The organism is Puniceibacterium sp. IMCC21224, from assembly GCF_001038505.1.
GTDB lineage: Bacteria > Pseudomonadota > Alphaproteobacteria > Rhodobacterales > Rhodobacteraceae > Puniceibacterium.
In genome coordinates, this window is record NZ_LDPY01000007.1 from 29,910 (window position 1) to 46,698 (window position 16,789).

Here is a 16,789-nt window from a genome sequence, read left to right on the forward strand (position 1 = left end):
CCGCCCCCTCAGCCGGGCGGCACCACCTCCAGGCTCAGTCGATCGAGCGGGCTCTGCGTCTTTGCGATCGTCGTCGTGGCAACCTGCGTGTAGCGGGCCGTGGTCGACAGACTATTATGCCCAAGCAGCACCTGAATGATGCGGATATCGACGCCGCTCTCCAGCAGATGGGTGGCGAAGCTGTGCCGGAGCGTGTGCACGCTGACCCTCTTGGTCAGTCCTGCCGCCTTGGTCGCCGACCGGCAGGCGGAATGGAGCACCTGCACGTCGACCGGCTTGGCGCCGCGCCCGGGGAACAGCCAGTCCGTCGGTCGCGCCAGGCGCCAGTAGGTCCGCAGGATACCAAGAAGCTGCGGCGAGAGCATGAGGGTTCGGTCCTTGGCCCCCTTGCCGTGACGAACCTGGATCAGCATGCGATCGCTATCAATATCCGCGACCCTCAGGCTGACGGCTTCCGAGGCGCGCAACCCCGCGGCATAAGCGGTCGTCAGGGCCGTGCGCGCCTTCAGGGACGGCACTGCCTCGAGGAAACGCACGACCTCATCGGCGCTCAGGATCGTCGGCAGCTTGCGGGGCGTGCGCGCATAGGCAATCCGTTCGGGGATCTCTGCCCGGTTCAGCGTCACGCCATAGAAGAAGCGCAAGGCGCAGACCGTCTGGTTCAGCGCCGGCCAGGAAATGCTCTGCGATACCAGATAGACTTGGAAGGCGCGAACGTCCTCCAGTCCCAGCCGATCCGGCGAACGGTCGCAATACCGGCTGAACTTCGCGACGGCATGAAGATAGGATCGCTGCGTGGCTGGCGACAGGTTGCGAAGCGTCATGTCGTCGATCATACGGCGGCGCAGCGGGCTTACCGCTGGTGTGGCATCAGCCATGGGGTGGTCTCCCGATAAAAGGTTGGTTTTGAGCAACCAAACCTTCCCATCAGGAGGCCATTCCCGCCAACACCGACACCACTCCCGCGTCAGCGGGTTCGTTCAATCCAAATTCGATTCAGTGAAAGACTGAGCCGCTCTAGATGCCAGACATCGCCAGGGCGCGGCTGCCGTCGTCGTAGAACGTGGGCGATCAGGGGGCCTGAACTTAACGGTCCAGCGCCGGATCGCCTCATACGAAACGTCCACGCCACGTTCCAGCATCAGCTCCTCTACCTCCCGCAGGCTCAAGTTGAACCGGACGTAGAGCCAGACAACATGAGCGATGATCTGAGGCGGAAACCGATGGCGTTTGCAGCTGATCCTCTGTGTCTGCATCGACACCGCCTACGCCCAGATCAATGAACCAGCAACCTCAGGTCCGTTAACGTGACAACACCCTCGGGGCAGACTCCCAATTTAACCAATCGCCGGAATTTTTCGCCGAGGGTGGTTTAACTTACGTGGTGGCGCCAAGATATTATGCAAGACGTGAAAAGGCACGTTTAACGCGGCGGATCGGAATTGACGATTCAATCGCCGCGACACCGGGTACCTTGGTCAGCCGTCGTGTCAGAAAGTGCTCAAATTCAACCAAGTCGGCAACTGCAACCCTGAGCAGGTAGTCCCGGCTGCCAGTCATCAGCCAGCAGTCCAACACTTCCTCGTATTTTGCGACCGCCTGCTCAAACGCCTGCAGGCGGTCGTCTACTTGGTGGTCAAGTTTGACGGAAACAAACACGCTAAACGGAAAGCCCATGCGGGCCTCATCAACTTCGGCGTGGTAGCCCCGGATAAACCCGTTTTCCTCAAGGATCCGAACCCGACGCGCACAAGGAGACGGCGACAGGTTCACGCGACCGCTCAGTTCCTGGAGAGTTAAGCGAGCATCATGCTGCAACTCCCGAATGATAGAGTGATCGATTGAATCGAGATCGCTTGAGTTCATGGCGGAAATCTCATCCTTTTGGCAAAACCTTGGCTATTATCGCCACCGGAATCCATAATTCCTAGTCACTTTAGTGAGAATTTTTAGCCAAAGCACGATAAAGTCCCGTGAAAGCAAAGAGCCCCGAGATCATGACCCGCACCATGCCGAAAATCACCCACCAAGATGCAGACCCGACTGAAACCGCCGAATGGATCGACGCCCTTCAGGGCCTCACGGATCACGCTGGGCCGGAGCGGGCGAACTTCGTCCTCAACGAACTGCTCGACCATGCGCGGCACCTCGGCGTGACGACCCGCGGTCTGCCATATTCGTCCTACCGCAACTCGATCCCTCCCTCGCGGCAGCCCGCCTATCCGGGCGATCTCGAGATGGAAGAGCGGCTCACATCGATCATCCGATGGAATGCGCTGGCAATGGTCGTGCGCGCCAACCGCGCCTATGGCGAACTCGGCGGCCACATTGCGTCCTACGCGTCGGCGGCGGAGATCTTTGAAGTCGGTTTCAACCATTTCTTCCGTGCCCGCAGCGCCGAGCATGCGGGCGATCTGGTCTATTTCCAGCCGCACTCGGCACCCGGCGTCTATGCGCGCGCCTTCCTTGAAGGGCGGCTGTCCGAAGAGGATATCGCCAATTACCGGCAGGAGGTTCCCGGCAAGGGCTTGTGCTCCTATCCACATCCCTGGCTGATGAAGGACTTCTGGCAGGTGCCGACCGGTTCGATGGGGATCGGGCCGCTCAGCGCCGTCTACCAGGCGCGATTCATGCGCTATCTTCAGGCGCGAGGCCTGGCCGTGACCGAGCAGCGCCATGTCTGGGGCGTCTTCGGGGACGGCGAGATGGACGAACCGGAATCCATCGCCGGCCTGACCCTTGCCGCGCGTGAGAACCTGGACAACCTGACCTTCATCGTGAACTGCAACTTGCAACGGTTGGACGGGCCAGTGCGGGGCAACGGGCAGATCATCCAGGAACTCGAGTCGCTGTTTGTCGGTGCCGGATGGAACGTGATCAAGGTGCTCTGGGGCTCCGAGTGGGACAGCCTCTTTGCCGCCGACACCAAGCATGTGCTGCTGCGCCGCTTCGCCGAAACGGTCGATGGCGCATATCAGGACCTCGGCTCTAAAGCGGGCGATTACAACCGCGCCAAGTTCTTCGACGTCGATCCCGAAAGCGGCGCGCTTGTCCGCCATATGAGCGATGATGACATCCACAAGCTCAAGCGTGGCGGCCACGACCTGCGCAAGCTTCATGCCGCCTTTGCCGCCGCCCAGGCCCACAAGGGCCGCCCCACCGTAATTCTGACCAAGACCAAGAAGGGCTATGGGATGGGCGGCGCCGGGGAGTCGCGGATGACCGCGCACCAGGCCAAGAAGCTGGATGTCGAAGCCCTGCTCGCCTTCCGCAACCGGTTCAACCTGCCGCTGTCCGACAAGGCCGTCGAGAACCTGGATTTCTACAAGCCTGCGGACGACAGCCCGGAAATCCGCTATCTGCAGGACCGCCGCGCCGCGCTTGGAGGCTACCTGCCCAAGCGCACCGCCAATGCCACGACCCCGGCCCCGGCACGTCCGGATACCGCGACCTACGCCTCCTTCGCGCTGAATGCGGAAGGCAAGGAAATGTCGACCACGATGGCGGCGGTGCGCATGATGGGCAACCTTCTGAGGGACAAGGACTTCGGGCCGCGTATCGTCCCCATCGTCGCCGACGAGGCGCGCACCTTCGGCATGGACAACCTGTTCCGCCAGATCGGGATCTATGCCCCACAGGGGCAGCTTTACGATCCCGAGGACAAGGGCTCCATGATGTTCTACAAGGAGGCAGCCAACGGCCAGCTTCTGGAAGAAGGCATCACCGAGGCTGGTGCGCTGAGTTCATGGACGGCGGCCGGAACCGCCTATTCGGTGCATGATACCGAGCTTCTACCGATCTTCATCTACTACTCCATGTTTGGCTTCCAGCGGGTCGGTGACCTGATCTGGGCCGCCGCCGATCAGCGCACGCGCGGTTTCCTTCTGGGCGCGACCGCGGGGAGGACGACCCTTTCCGGCGAGGGCCTTCAGCACCAGGACGGTTCCAGCCATACCGCCGCCGCCGCGATTCCCAACTGCAGAGCCTATGACCCTGCCTTCGCCTATGAGCTAGCGATCATCATGGACCACGGCATGACGCGGATGCTGGACGAAAAGCGAGACGAATTCTTCTACGTCACTGTGATGAACGAAAACTACGCCCACCCGAGCATGCCGAGTGGTGTCGAACAGGACATTATTCGCGGCCTTTACAAGTTGTCATCGACCGAGCCCAAGTCAAAGGCACGGGCACGTCTGGTCGGGTCGGGCACGATCCTACTTGAGGTTTTGGACGCGGCACAGATCCTTGAGAAAGACTTTGGGATCGCAACCGATGTCTTTTCGGCAACGTCGTTCACCGAACTGGCGCGTGACGCGATGGCTGTCGAGCGCCGCAACCGCTTCCTCGCTGTGGCGGACCATGAAACGAGCCATCTGGACCGGATGCTTGCAGGCGATCAGCCGGTGATTGCGGCCAGCGACTATGTCCGCGCCTTCCCCGGCCAGATCGCGCCGTATCTGCGGGCACCGATCACCGTCCTGGGCACGGACGGCTTCGGCCGGTCGGCCAACCGCAAGGCGCTGCGCCGCTTCTTCGAGGTGGACCGCCAGCACATCGTCATCGCCGCGATCCAGTCGCTGATCCAGCGCGGGGATGCCAAGCCCGACCTGCTTACCAAAGCCATCGCGGACTTCGGGATCTCGGCGGATGCCGATGCGCCCTGGACCCTGTGATCGGAGACCGAGATGAGCACAGTTATCGACATTCGTGTCCCCGACATCGGCGACTTCAAAGACGTTCCGGTCGTCGAAATTCCGATTTCGGTCGGTGACACGGTTCAAATGGACGACACGCTGATCGTCGTGGAATCCGACAAGGCCACGCTCGATGTGCCGAGTTCACATGCAGGTCGTATCCTGGAACTCCTCGTCACCGAAGGATCGCCGGTCAGCGAGGGCACCGTCGTGGCCCGCCTCGAAATCGCGGCCGCCCTGGATGCAGGCACACCGACCGCAGCGCCGGCGGCGGTTCCGGCCGCACCTTCCCCGGCCCCCGTTGCAGCAACCACTACAGCGTTTGAGGCCCAGAAGCCGACTCCGGCCACGACCGGCGCTATTCCGCCGGTCGGTGCACTGGCGCCCAATCGATCGGTCTATGCGTCGCCGTCGATCCGCCACTATGCCCGCAAGCTGGGCGTCAGCCTTGCCGAAGTGACCGGCACCGGGCCGAAGGCGCGCATCCAGCGCGAGGATGTCGAAGCCTTTGTGAAGGCACGTATGTCGGGCGCGACCTCGAACTCGGCGGCGGCCGGCACATCCATGACACCCCTCGCGGGCCTGCCGGGCTGGCCAAAAGAGAACTTCGAGAAGTTCGGCGCCGTCGAACGCGTGTCCCTCAGCCGGATCGTCAAGATTTCCGGTCCCGCTTTGGCGCGCAATTCGATTACCATTCCGCATGTCTGCAACTTTGACAAGGCAGACGTCACGGACCTTGAGGATTTCCGCAAGCGCCTGAACGCAGAGGGGACCAAGGACAATCCCAAGATCACCCTTCTCGCCTTTACGGTTAAGGCCGTGGTTTCAGCCCTTAAGGCGTATCCCAAGTTCAACTCTTCGCTCGAAGGGGACGAGATCGTGTTGAAGCGCTACTGGAACATCGGCGTCGCCGCTGATACTCCCGAAGGGCTGGTTGTGCCGGTGGTGAAGGCAGCCGATCAGAAAAGCGTGGTCGAAATCGCCGACGAAATGGCTGAACTGGCAGCACAGGCGCGCGCGGGCAAGCTGAAGCCCGACTCAATGCAGGGCGCGACCTTCACCATCTCGTCGCTTGGTGGGATCGGCGGCACCGGCTTCACGCCGATCATCAACGCGCCGCAGGTCGCAATCCTGGGCATGACACGGGCCGAGGTGCAGCCAGTCTGGCGTGACAACGCTGTGCAGCCACGCCTGATCCAGCCGGTCAGCCTGAGCTGGGACCACCGCGTGGTGGACGGCGTCGCCGCCGCCAGGTTCCTTCAGCATGTCTGCCGCGTCCTTTCCGATTTCCGGCGTGTCGCAATTTGAAGGGTTAGTATGATCACCGAAATCCGCATCCCCGAGATCGGCGACTTTTCCGATGTGCCGGTCATCGAAATCCTTGTCTCGCACGGCGACACGATTGCCGAGGATGACACGATCCTGACGCTGGAAAGCGACAAGGCAACGCTGGATGTCCCGAGCCCGGTCGCGGGCACGGTGCGCGAGTTGCTGGTCAAGATCGGCGACCGCGTCAGCGAAGGCCATGTCGTGCTGCGGCTGGAAACTGGCTCGGCTGGGGCAGGGGCGGCGACACCTGTACCGACGCCTTCCGCCGCCTCGGCGGCCACTCCTGTCGCGGCATCGGGCGATCACGCGTCAGTCGTGGTGATCGGGGCCGGGCCGGGGGGCTATACGGCGGCGTTCCGCGCGGCCGACCTGGGGCGTGACGTGACGCTAATCGACCCGCAGGCGACCTTGGGCGGCGTCTGTCTGAATGTCGGCTGCATCCCGTCCAAGGCCCTTTTGCACATCGCCAAGGTCATCGACGAGGCCGAAGACGCGCAGGCACAAGGTCTTGGCTTCGGGGCGCCCACGATCGACCTAGAGCAGATCCGCAGCTTCAAGGACAGCGTGATCGGGAAACTGACGGGTGGGCTGAACGGGCTGGCCAAGCGGCGCAAAGTCAAGGTGATCCGCGGCACCGCATCATTTACCGGCCTGAACAGCCTGACGGTGCAGTCCGAGGACAGTGCCCGCAATCTGACCTTCGATCAGGCGATCATCGCCATCGGGTCCGAACCCGTTCGCCTGCCCTTCTTGCCCGACGATCCGCGGATCATCGACAGCACCGGCGCGCTTGCCCTGACCGATATCCCACAGCGGATGCTAGTCGTCGGGGGCGGCATCATCGGCCTTGAGATGGCGCAGGTCTATAACGCTCTAGGCGCAAAGATCGACATTGTCGAGGCGACAAGCCAGATCATTCCCGGCGCCGACAAGGACATCGTGGCGCCCCTGGACAAGCGTTTGCAGGGCAGGGGCCTGACCGTCCGCACCGACACTCGCATCACCGGCGTTGTTGCGGGCGAAAAGCTGGTCGCAAGCTTCGAGGGGGCCAACGGCAGCGACAGCGAAAGCTATGACCGCATTCTCGTCGCCGTCGGCCGCACGCCGAACGGGCGCAAGATCGACGCGGCGCAGGCGGGGATCGAGGTGACGGCGCAGGGCTTTATCACTGTCGATGGCCAGATGCGCACCGCGCAACCGCATATCTTCGCCATCGGCGATGTCGTCGGCCAGCCGATGCTGGCGCACAAGGCCGTGCACGAGGCCAAGGTCGCCGCCGAGGCCGCCTGCGGCGAGAAGGCGGCGTTCGAGCCGGCCTGCATCCCTTCGGTCGCCTATACCGATCCCGAAATCGCCTGGGTCGGCCTGACCGAGGTGCAGGCCAAAAAGGACGACATCAAGGTCAAGAGGGCGAGCTTTCCCTGGATGGCATCGGGCCGCGCACTTTCGATGGGACGCGATGACGGGATGACCAAGCTGGTCTTCGATCCCGATACCGGGCGTGTGCTGGGCGGCGCGATCGTCGGGGTCAATGCCGGCGACCTGATCGCCGAGATTGCGCTCGCGATCGAAATGGGCGCCGATGCCGAGGATATCGGCCTGACGATTCACCCGCACCCGACACTTTCGGAAAGCGTCGGTTTTGCCGCTGAAGCATTTATGGGGACTCTCACTGATCTATGAAACAGAGTGAGTCAATTTTGACATAAGTTTGCTTATGAGATTTTTGGCCGGCTCCAAATTTCCCCGTAGAATTCGTCCTCTACAACCTCCCTGTGGACGACCGACTGGCGGCACCGGTATTGCCGGTGCCGCCCTTTTCCGAAAGAACGATTGAACGGCCCAGAATGTTTGAGATACGGATCATCCCGTGACCTGCGTATCGGCAGGCATCCCATTCCGGCGATCTCGCGCCGCTCCAAGATTTCTTCTCTGCACCTCCAAATGTAACATATATCGCGTGGCGATATCTCGCGCATCATGTCCGTCTTGCGGGCATGAACTTGCGGGACCGTGTAGCACTGAACATCCAGGACTTGAGACGCGCCCGCGGCCTCAGCCAGGAGGAGCTTGCTCATCGGGCCGATGTGAGCCGCGGCCATATGGGCAAGGTCGAGAACGCAAGGTTCGCGGCGTCGCTCGATCTGCTCGAACGCATCGCGAAGGCCCTGAAGGTCGACCCCGCCGAACTCTTTACAAAACGCTAGCTGCTTCCTGCCAGCCATTGATCGGTTCGGTCCCGATACGCCGCAATCGCTAGTCTAACGGTATGGCAGGAGTTCTATGCGCAAGAAAAAAACAGGCTGGCCCTTTCAGGAAGGGTTTATCATCGACGGAACGCAGGAAACCCACGTGTTCACCGACTACCGCTGGAACGATGGATCCGTGAGTCGCCGCCAGTTAGTCGATCCGGAAAGTTACGACGTCAGACTTGTCATCGTGCGGCCGTTTTCAGTCAAGCTGCCGGGTGGCGAGGATCAGTAAGAGAACCACTCCGAGTGACCCATGTTCCCCTCGTAGTCGCCGTATTCGACCATGATGCTGCGGGAATAGAAGTGCCAAAGGCCTCCATTGGTCGGGTAGGCGATCTCTTGTCCACTTTCCGAGACGAATGCCGCGGGCCAGGGCGTGTGGGATCCATAGACTCGCTGAATGTAGCGGCAGGTCCGGTTTTCACGGTCACAGGAGCGGATCGACCAGTCCCACTGCCTCGGATCGTCGCGGGTTCTGTAAGATCGCCCGGTGAACCAGATCACATGGGTGCGGTTCAGCCATTCGTATTCCGGCAGATTGGTGTCGAGTTCACCCTCGCCACCAGGGCCACCCAGATCAACCGGCACATGGGCAAAGGTACAGACCCCGAAGGGTGGCAGGCTCGGCCAGGGTGTGATCCGACGAATCATGGTGCGATAGGCCCGTGCGCAGACAGCACTCGGGGGGAAGCCGCCCGCCATGCAGAGCATGATGGCGCAGTCGATGTCATAGGCTTGCGCTTTCTCGGGCACCCCAAGAGCTCCCAACACTCCGATTATCGCCGCCAAGACCTGTCGTTTCATGCCGCTCTCCCGCAAAAGTTGGATTGACTATCCCACAAATTGTATTTTTCTGCAATATGTCGTATTGACTCTATATGTCTTTATGGCCTTAGTGCAGTGAAGTAGAAGGACTCTCACGGGGAGAGTCCAAATGCCGATAGCGCGTAATCAGATCTTGATCACACTCGATGGGGTCAAAGACCTTCAGAAAAAGAAGGTTGCGTTCCGCTGCAGGTATGAACTCGTGGGGTTCACGGACGATGGCAAGCCGCGCTACCAGTGCATCTATCTGCGCACGGGCGAGCCGGAAGCCATTCTGGTCTCGACCCGGATTACCCCACATGGGCCAGAACCGCGGTATTTCAACATATGGCCGGGGCTCTTCAAACATCATCTCGAGTTCGGTGACGGGCACGATCTGCGCTTTGGTCCTGATTACAGCATCACCCTCGAGGAGCGCGGCTGACGTCATCGCCTTCGGTCGTGACGGCACGGCCCGGACATCCGGCTGGATCTTTCATGGCGAACCACCTGCCTGGGCGGGGCTGGGTGATAGTGCTGAGGCGGAAGTCGTTCTGGCCTCGTTGGACGCCACGCCGCCTTCCGGTCGCGACGGCATCCTCTCCCTGATCGACGCCACGGCAGATCGCCACAAGGGAAACCGCGCCCTGCGGCAGGTCGACCTCGATGCGGACGCCTGGCAGATCCTCTTCCGCGCCCTGGTCGAGGCCGAAAGCAGCTACAATCCGACCGCCGTCAGCCCCAAGGGCGCCTATGGTTTGGGCCAGCTGATGCCGGACACGGCGCGCGCACTCGGGGTCGACCCGCGCGATCCCTCCCAGAACCTCGATGGCGCGGCGCGCTACCTGCTCGCCCAGCTCGCCACGTTCAAGGACATCGACCTGGCGCTGGCAGCCTATAATGCCGGGCCGCACAGGGTGGTCGAGTATTCCGGCATCCCGCCTTTCACCGAGACCCGCGACTACATCGCGCGCATTCACCGGATCCGGTCCCGGCTGGCAGGCCCTCCCGCTTCCGCTCCGGACATCCGCGTCGCAGAAGGGGTTCCAGCCCGCGCGCCCGTCCTCATCGATCTTCAGTAAAACAAGGGAACTTCGCATGCTCAGACATCGCCTCAGCCGCCTCTTGCCTGCCACCACAACCCTGGCGGCTTTCGCAACGCCCGCTTTCGCGCAGGACTTGTCACCGATCCAGACCATGCTGGAAACCGTCGAGGCCGCGCTGACCGGTCCGATCGGAATCGCGGTCGCGACGCTTGCGGTCATCGGCACCGGTTTCATGTGCATGATGGGACGGCTCAACTGGGGCTGGTTCGCCTCGGTCATCATCGGGATCGTGCTGATTTTCTCGGCTGGCACCATCGTCGACGGCTTCTCCTGAGAAGAGGGCCGATTGATGACTTCCCTGCAATCTTGCATCCTCCAGTCGCCTCGAACTCGTTCTGCTTCGGAAACGCTGCCTCGAGCCGACCTGCGGATTCATTTTCATCGCTAAGCAGGGAAGCATCGAAGTGGCAGAACGATCCCCCCTCTTTCTGGGCCTCGCCCGTCCGCCCAAGTATCTGGGTCTCCCTGTCGGGTACCTCGTGGTGCTGGCGACCGGGGTCGTTCTGCCGTTCATCTGGACGAAGTCGATGGTCTTCTTCCTGGTCGGGCTCGTCGCCTATCCAATCCTCTGGTTCGTCGCTGACCGCGAGCCGCATTTCTTCGAGGTGCTGCGCGTCTCCTATGGATCGGTGCGCCCGACGAAAAACCGCAGCCTGCATGGAGGCGACAGCTTTGGCGCTTGATGCGGGCACACTTTCCACTCACGGAACCGCTCTGCTTCAGGCCGGCGGCGGGGAGTTCGCGCGGGAGAGTTATCTCGCGGAGCACCTGCCGTACTTCGCGCTGGCGGATGACGATGTCATGGTGCTTCGCGAGGGCGACCTCATGGCGACCCTGCGCCTTGATGGTTTGAACCCGATGACCACGGAAGATGCCCGGCTCGACGCGCTCAAACGCGCGGTCGCCGCCATCGTCGCCCAGACCGGCAATGCCTTCGGCTTCTACATCCACCGCATCTCCGTGCCGCAGGATCTCGGAATGCGCCCCATCGAGGGGGACAGCTTTGCCGCCGCTATCGACACGCGCTGGCAGGCCCATGTCAAAGACCTGCGCCCGGCCAATCGTCAGCTCTATCTCAGCGTCATCCGGCGCCCCGATATCTCGGCCCGCATTCCATTCCTACGGGCGCTGGCCCGCAAGGCCTGGGTCAAGGACCGCGCGACGCGCATGCAGGAGCTGAATGAGGTCATGGGATTCTTCGAGGTGGCGCTTGCCTCGGCCAACCCGGTCCGGCTAACCCGCAAGGGCGGCGAATGGCTTGGCTATCTCAACACGCTGAACGCTGGGGCATTCTCCCCCATCGCCTTCGGGCAAAATGCCCTGCCCCTTTCACATACCTTGAGCAATTGCCGCGCCACCTTTGACGGCGACGTCGTCACCTTGACCGACGCCGTGACTGGGCGGGTAAAATACGGCGCGCTCTTTTCGATGAAAACCTATCCGGCCCTCACGGACGTCACGCTGCTCGACGCGCTCGACCTGCCTCTCGACATCGTGCTGACGAACTCCTTCAGCCCGATCCCGAACAACATCATGGCCGAACGCATCCAGCGCATCATCCGCCAGATGCATGCCTCCGACGACGCGGCTGTCTCCTTGCGCGAACAGCTCGGTCAAGCTGCCGACGATCAGGAAGCAGGCCGCATCGCCTTTGGCGACCATCACCTGTCGATCGCGGTCTATGCGCCAGACCGTGACACGCTCGAGCGCGCCGCCGCCCAGATCAAGCGCGTCGGCCAGGAAATCATGTCGGTGATTGTGCGCGAAAACATGGCGCTGAAAGCCACCTACTTCGCGCAATCCCCCGGTAACTTCGGCTACCGCGCCCGCAAGACGCCGATCTCCTCGATCAACTTCGCCGACTTCGCGGCCCTCCATGGCAGCGTCGAGGGACGTCGCCCGGACCAGTCGCCCTGGGGTCAGACCATCTCGGTGCTGCCGACAGTCGGCACCTCGGGCTACCGCTTCAATTTCCATGAGGCGGGAAGCCCCGGCAAGGAACCGACCGTCGGCCATACGCTCGTTCTGGGACGCACCGGCACAGGCAAGACGTTGACCACCGCCTTCCTCGCGGCCCAAGCGCAGCGGGTCGGCGCGCGGCTTTTCTTCTTCGACAAGGATCGCGGCCTCGAGATGGCCGTTCGCGCGCTTGGCGGCCGCTACAACGAAATCCGTGCCGGCGTGCCGTCCGGCTTGAACCCTCTCGATACCGAAATCGATGAACGTGGCCGCGCCTGGCTCTCCGACTGGCTTTCAACCCTTCTTACCCGGGGCGGAACCCTCACCGGCGAGCAATCTCGCCACATCCAGAGCGCGGTTTCGCAAAATGCCCATGCAGAGGGTTCGCTCAGGCGCTTCGCGAGTTTCGAGACCCTGTTCCAGTCCCTCGATGATGACGGCGAGCTGCAATCCCGCGTCGCCGAATGGGCTCCGGGCGGGCGCTACGGCTGGGTCTTCGATGAGCCTGAGCACGGGCGCGGTCTCAAGATGTCCGGCGACATCATCGGATTCGACATGACCGAGATCCTCGACATGACCACCGAGCGCATGGCGGTGCTTTCGTACATTTTCCGCCAGATCGAACGGCTGGTGGAAGATCGGCGCCCCACAATCATCGTGCTCGACGAGGCCTGGAAGCTTCTCGACGATCCCTATTTCGGGGTGCGGTTGGAAAACTGGCTGGTCACGCTTCGGAAGATGAACTGCGTCGTTATCATGATGACGCAGTATCCGAGCCAGCTGCGCGACAGCCGCGTCGGCAAGACCATCGTCGAGACGGTACCCACGCAAATCCTCTTCCCGAACGATCGCGCCACCGTCTCGGACTATGACTTCCTGCGCGTGAATGCCAAGGAGGCGGCCCTTCTCGTCCAGCCCACCATCGGCCAGCGTATCGCGCTCGTTCGCTCGGCGGGCGAAAGTATCTTTGTCGATGCGGACCTCTCCGCGCTTGGCGATCTCCTTCCCATCCTTGGCGGCGGCGTCACTGGCGAAGCCCGCGTGTCCGCCGATTGGCGCGCCAATCCTGATTTCTGGAGACATGTGATATGAATTCAAAACCCCTCCTCGCGCTTTGCGCTACCGTGGGCCTTCTCTCGGCTTGCGAGAAATACACCGAGAAAACCTCTCCCTGCTTCGGACGCAATGGTGAGCCGCAGGTGACGCGGTCCGCGCTCGCCTTCTCGACCATGGGCGCACCGGTTCAGGAAACTGCCAAAGCCGACTGCACCTTCGAGACCCTGCCCCGTCCGGAATGAGCCGCGCCGCGATCATATCCGCTGGGCTCTGCCTCGGCCTCGGCACCCTACCCGCGCTTGCCCAGGGCGTGCCGACCCAGGACAACTCCGCCATTGGCCGCGCCATCGCGCGGGTGACAGCACTCGCCGAGGATCTGGGCGTCCAGCAGGACAAGGACCGCATCGAGACGACGTTGGCCGATGTGCAGGCCGACCAGCTGCGCGTCCTTGAGGAGATGACGGCGGCCATCACCGGGCCCGGCTTCGATATCCGCGCGCTCGAGGGCAATGCGGATTTCGGCGTGGCGGCGGTCTATCCAAATACCGATGCAAGCCCCATGAACAGCCGCCTCTTCGGTGAGGGGCGCGAGACGGTAGAAATGATGATCGTCGAGGTCGCGGGCGAGTTCGCAGGCGCCCCCGGCGTGGCCCGCGCCGGTCTCTCGGCCACCCAGTGGCGCTGCCTCTTCCAGGCCCTGATCAAGCAGGAAAGCCGCTTCAACGTCACAGCACAAAGCCCGGTCGGTGCCTATGGCCTGACCCAGCTCATGCCCGGCACGGCTTCCGATCTTGGCGTCGACCGCTATGACGTGAAGGACAACTTGCGCGGCGGCGCGCGCTATATCACCACCCAGCTTAACCGCTTCGGCAATATCCCCCATGCGCTCGCCGCCTATAACGCGGGCCCTGGCCGGGTCATCGAATATGGCGGCGTGCCTCCCTTTGCCGAGACCCAAGGCTACGTGCGCAACATCTCCAAATTCTACAACGAATACCTGGCCGTGGTGGGCGGCGCCGACGCGCTTGGCACGCTCTCGCCCTCGGACTTTACGCTGGCCGAATATGCCAGCATCTCCGAGGCCGGCGTCTATTACGCCGCCGACAGTTCCGCCACGACCGAACAGGTCATCAATCGGCTCCGCGCCATCATCCTGCAGATCGACGCGCAGCCCAATGCCAAGGCGGCCTGGGAGCTCAACACCTACGCCAAGGCCGAGATCGGCCGCATCCTCAATCTCCGCGTCCGGCTGATGGCCGCCAACCAGCAACGCGAGGCGGCCTATGCGCAGCACCTCGTCGCCGACCGGCTGGCCGAGCGCGACTTCATGCAGATGGGAGTTCCCGAATGAGACAGCTTCTCCTGACCGTGGCTGCGGTCACCACGCTTGGGTTTTCCTTGCCCGCCACGGCCCAAGGCGTGCCGACCTTTGATGGCTCACAGCTTGGCCAGCTCGTGGCCCAGCTCGAACACATGGCCGAGGACCTGAACGTCCAGATGCAGCAGCTCGCCACCATGCGGCTGGAGTTGGAAACCCAGCTGTCGCAATTGACGAACCTTGAGGCGCAGCTGACTTCGCTAATCGAAGGCAGCGGTCTTGGCGAGCTCTTCGCCACGGTCGAGGAATTCCGCGCGCTGCGAGGCAAGCTGGTGGCCCCCCTCAACACCGCGCAGTCCTTGGCCAGCGGGGACTTTCTGAGCGGCTTCAATCCCGGCGCTGAGCTTTCGGCCTCGGTCGAGCGGGTGCTGTCTGGCAGCGGGTTTACTTCGGAACGATTGGGGACACTCTCAAGCTCCGAGCAGCCTGCCGACAACCGCATCGCCACCTCGGCCGGGGCCAGCGCCATGTTGTCGGTCGCCGCACAAGAAAGCCACGAAGAAGCGGGGCAGAGCCTCGAACGGTTAGAGACCATGGTGGGGCTCATCGACGATCAGGACGGGCTGAAAGCCGCCGTCGATCTCAACACCCGCGTCACCGCCGAGCTCGGCATCATCCTGACGCAGATCTGGCGGCTGGAAGCGGCCCAGGGCGTGAGCGCAGGCCAGCTTGGCGTCGTCGATGCCGCAACGCTCGCGGATGAGCGCAAGTTCCGCTCGATGGCGGTGGATCCATGAAGATGAGATTGTTCTGCCAACTCCCCGAGTTTCGGTCACTTGGTCTCGCAGCTCTTGTCGTGAGCGCCCTTCCCTATGCCGCGCTGGCCGAGACACCAAACACGAACCCGTCCAGCGACACGCCCTTTAGCTCGATGGCCATTGCGCGGGACGAGGCCGAGGACTGCCGGGTCCCGAAACCCCCCGCCGATCTGGCCGAGACCGCATACTTGCGCAATGGTTACCGCGCGATCCTGCGCATCCTGATCGCCGAAGAGGCACTGGCCACAGAGAACTGCACCTGCCTGCTGGACGACTTCACCTGGCATCAGGCGCTTGCCGCCCTGCCCCGGTTCCAGACTTCGGACAACCCGCGCCTGCCCTTCAAGGTGCTGGATCTCTACGCCAAGGCCGATGCGCTGGAAGCCCAGGTCATGGAGGCTTGCCCACCGATACAGGGTGGTGGGTAGATGGGGGTCATCCGCGACATCCTGGGCCAGGTCGACGCCGCCGTGAACACCGTGGCGCAGGACGGCTTTGTCTCCTCCGCTGGCGCGGTCGGCAATGTCATCTCGGCAGGGGCCACCCTCCTCCTCGTGCTCCTCGGGATCAACGCGGTGATGCAACTCCGCCCCCTGCCCTTCGGCACCGGCTTTGCCTTCGGGATGAAGGTCGCACTGGTCGGGATATTCGCGCAGAGCTGGGACAATTTCAGCGTGATCTATGGCATCGTCACGCAGGTCCCCGACTCTATCGGCGCCTCCATCTTGGCCCTCACCGGGTCGGGCGACGAGGCCGGGGTCTATGAAAGCCTCGACAATATGGTCGCCCGCATCACCGCCTATGGTGACACGATCGGCGACCGGGCGGGCTGGGTTTTCGGGGCGGTCCTCGGCGCGATCTTCTTCGTGCTCTCCGCCGTCTTCGCCGCCGTCACCGCCGGAATCATCGCCTTCGCCCGCATCGTCTTCGCGCTGATGATCGTCATCGCCCCCTTCATGATCGTCACTTCGCTTTTCAAGCCAACCCAGTCCCTCTTCGAGGCCTGGACCCGCGCCACCATCGGCTATGCGCTTATGCCCGTCGCTGCCGCAGGCGCTGCGGGCATCATCGTCGCCATCGCCGAGGCCATCGGCGACGCCTCTGCCGACCCGGGCGATGTCGAAACTGTGAGTCTCATCCTGCCCTTCCTCGTGATCCTGATCCTCAGCGCCGGGATCATGGCCTCGGTGCCCTACATCGCCTCCAACCTGACCGGTGTTGTCGGCATCGCCTCAAACGCCATGGGTCTGACGGGCCTCGCGCGCCAGGGGTTCGTTAACACGCGGGAGTATGGCACCGGCGCAACCTCGCGCCTTGTCACCGGAAAATCCCCGCACGAGCTGAACCAGATGGCCAATGCGGGCGTTGTGAAAACCGGCGAGATGATCCGCCAAAGTCCCGGCGCGCTTCTCTCCGCCGCAAAGGCCTTCCGCAAACCCTGATGTGAAAG

The 16,789-nt window shown here is 62.6% G+C and carries 18 protein-coding genes; 15 read left to right on the plus strand and 3 right to left on the minus strand.

All coding sequences use genetic code 11. The features are described 5' to 3' along the window. Positions 1 to 8: 8 nt before the first annotated feature. A complete protein-coding gene (locus tag IMCC21224_RS25630) occupies positions 9 to 878 on the minus strand; it encodes a tyrosine-type recombinase/integrase (protein WP_047998390.1) in 870 nt (289 codons plus the stop codon). Between the two features lie 520 nt (positions 879 to 1,398). Continuing rightward, positions 1,399 to 1,866: an Lrp/AsnC family transcriptional regulator gene (locus tag IMCC21224_RS25635; protein ID WP_047998391.1), complete on the minus strand. Its 468-nt coding sequence runs from the start codon at positions 1,864 to 1,866 to the stop codon at positions 1,399 to 1,401. 131 nt (positions 1,867 to 1,997) lie between these two features. On the opposite strand from IMCC21224_RS25635, the gene mdeB reads away from it, so the two are divergent. The 5 genes from mdeB to IMCC21224_RS25660 all read left to right on the plus strand — a co-directional run bounded on the left by mdeB (position 1,998) and on the right by IMCC21224_RS25660 (position 8,510). Then, positions 1,998 to 4,676 carry an alpha-ketoglutarate dehydrogenase gene (mdeB, locus tag IMCC21224_RS25640; RefSeq protein ID WP_047998392.1) on the plus strand — a complete coding sequence of 893 codons (2,679 nt, stop codon included), beginning with the start codon at positions 1,998 to 2,000 and terminating at the stop codon, positions 4,674 to 4,676. A gap of 12 nt (positions 4,677 to 4,688) precedes the next feature. Continuing rightward, on the plus strand, positions 4,689 to 6,005 hold the full coding sequence (locus IMCC21224_RS25645) for a 2-oxo acid dehydrogenase subunit E2 (RefSeq protein WP_047998393.1): 1,317 nt from the start codon (positions 4,689 to 4,691) through the stop codon (positions 6,003 to 6,005). A 9-nt stretch (positions 6,006 to 6,014) separates the two neighbouring features. Continuing rightward, positions 6,015 to 7,709, plus strand: a complete 1,695-nt coding sequence (gene lpdA, locus IMCC21224_RS25650; protein WP_047998394.1) for a dihydrolipoyl dehydrogenase — start codon at positions 6,015 to 6,017, stop codon at positions 7,707 to 7,709. A 314-nt stretch (positions 7,710 to 8,023) separates the two neighbouring features. After that, positions 8,024 to 8,233, plus strand: a complete 210-nt coding sequence (locus IMCC21224_RS27585; protein ID WP_082135474.1) for a helix-turn-helix domain-containing protein — start codon at positions 8,024 to 8,026, stop codon at positions 8,231 to 8,233. Between the two features lie 76 nt (positions 8,234 to 8,309). Further along, entirely contained in the window at positions 8,310 to 8,510 is a 201-nt protein-coding gene (locus tag IMCC21224_RS25660; RefSeq protein WP_047998396.1) for a hypothetical protein, read from the plus strand. On the opposite strand, the gene IMCC21224_RS25665 is transcribed toward IMCC21224_RS25660, so the two are convergent. Beyond that, positions 8,504 to 9,082 carry a hypothetical protein gene (locus IMCC21224_RS25665; protein ID WP_047998397.1) on the minus strand — a complete coding sequence of 193 codons (579 nt, stop codon included), beginning with the start codon at positions 9,080 to 9,082 and terminating at the stop codon, positions 8,504 to 8,506. The two genes, IMCC21224_RS25660 and IMCC21224_RS25665, sit on opposite strands and share 7 nt — an antisense overlap. Positions 9,083 to 9,212: 130 nt before the next feature. Between IMCC21224_RS25665 and IMCC21224_RS25670 the strand changes: the two genes are divergently transcribed. The 10 genes from IMCC21224_RS25670 to IMCC21224_RS25710 all read left to right on the plus strand — a co-directional run bounded on the left by IMCC21224_RS25670 (position 9,213) and on the right by IMCC21224_RS25710 (position 16,781). Beyond that, positions 9,213 to 9,527 (plus strand): hypothetical protein, encoded by a 315-nt coding sequence (locus IMCC21224_RS25670; protein ID WP_047998398.1) that lies wholly within the window; start codon positions 9,213 to 9,215, stop codon positions 9,525 to 9,527. Beyond that, positions 9,487 to 10,164: a lytic transglycosylase domain-containing protein gene (locus IMCC21224_RS25675; protein WP_231582240.1), complete on the plus strand. Its 678-nt coding sequence runs from the start codon at positions 9,487 to 9,489 to the stop codon at positions 10,162 to 10,164. The genes IMCC21224_RS25670 and IMCC21224_RS25675 overlap by 41 nt, the downstream gene beginning before the upstream one ends. Before the next feature lie 16 nt (positions 10,165 to 10,180). Next, entirely contained in the window at positions 10,181 to 10,462 is a 282-nt protein-coding gene (locus tag IMCC21224_RS25680; protein ID WP_047998399.1) for a TrbC/VirB2 family protein, read from the plus strand. Between the two features lie 130 nt (positions 10,463 to 10,592). Then, positions 10,593 to 10,871 (plus strand): type IV secretion system protein VirB3, encoded by a 279-nt coding sequence (locus IMCC21224_RS25685; RefSeq protein WP_047998400.1) that lies wholly within the window; start codon positions 10,593 to 10,595, stop codon positions 10,869 to 10,871. Further along, positions 10,846 to 13,239 (plus strand): type IV secretion system protein B4, encoded by a 2,394-nt coding sequence (locus IMCC21224_RS25690; RefSeq protein WP_197089339.1) that lies wholly within the window; start codon positions 10,846 to 10,848, stop codon positions 13,237 to 13,239. The genes IMCC21224_RS25685 and IMCC21224_RS25690 overlap by 26 nt, the downstream gene beginning before the upstream one ends. Beyond that, positions 13,236 to 13,445 carry a hypothetical protein gene (locus tag IMCC21224_RS27590; protein ID WP_082135475.1) on the plus strand — a complete coding sequence of 70 codons (210 nt, stop codon included), beginning with the start codon at positions 13,236 to 13,238 and terminating at the stop codon, positions 13,443 to 13,445. The genes IMCC21224_RS25690 and IMCC21224_RS27590 overlap by 4 nt, the downstream gene beginning before the upstream one ends. Then, positions 13,442 to 14,554, plus strand: a complete 1,113-nt coding sequence (locus IMCC21224_RS25695) for a transglycosylase SLT domain-containing protein (protein ID WP_047998401.1) — start codon at positions 13,442 to 13,444, stop codon at positions 14,552 to 14,554. The genes IMCC21224_RS27590 and IMCC21224_RS25695 overlap by 4 nt, the downstream gene beginning before the upstream one ends. Beyond that, positions 14,551 to 15,318, plus strand: coding sequence for a type IV secretion system protein (locus tag IMCC21224_RS25700; RefSeq protein ID WP_047998402.1), 768 nt, complete (start codon positions 14,551 to 14,553; stop codon positions 15,316 to 15,318). Before IMCC21224_RS25695 ends, IMCC21224_RS25700 begins: the two co-directional genes overlap by 4 nt. Next, positions 15,315 to 15,767 (plus strand): hypothetical protein, encoded by a 453-nt coding sequence (locus IMCC21224_RS25705; RefSeq protein WP_231582241.1) that lies wholly within the window; start codon positions 15,315 to 15,317, stop codon positions 15,765 to 15,767. The genes IMCC21224_RS25700 and IMCC21224_RS25705 overlap by 4 nt, the downstream gene beginning before the upstream one ends. Further along, positions 15,768 to 16,781, plus strand: coding sequence for a type IV secretion system protein (locus IMCC21224_RS25710; RefSeq protein WP_047998403.1), 1,014 nt, complete (start codon positions 15,768 to 15,770; stop codon positions 16,779 to 16,781). Positions 16,782 to 16,789 lie beyond the last annotated feature (8 nt).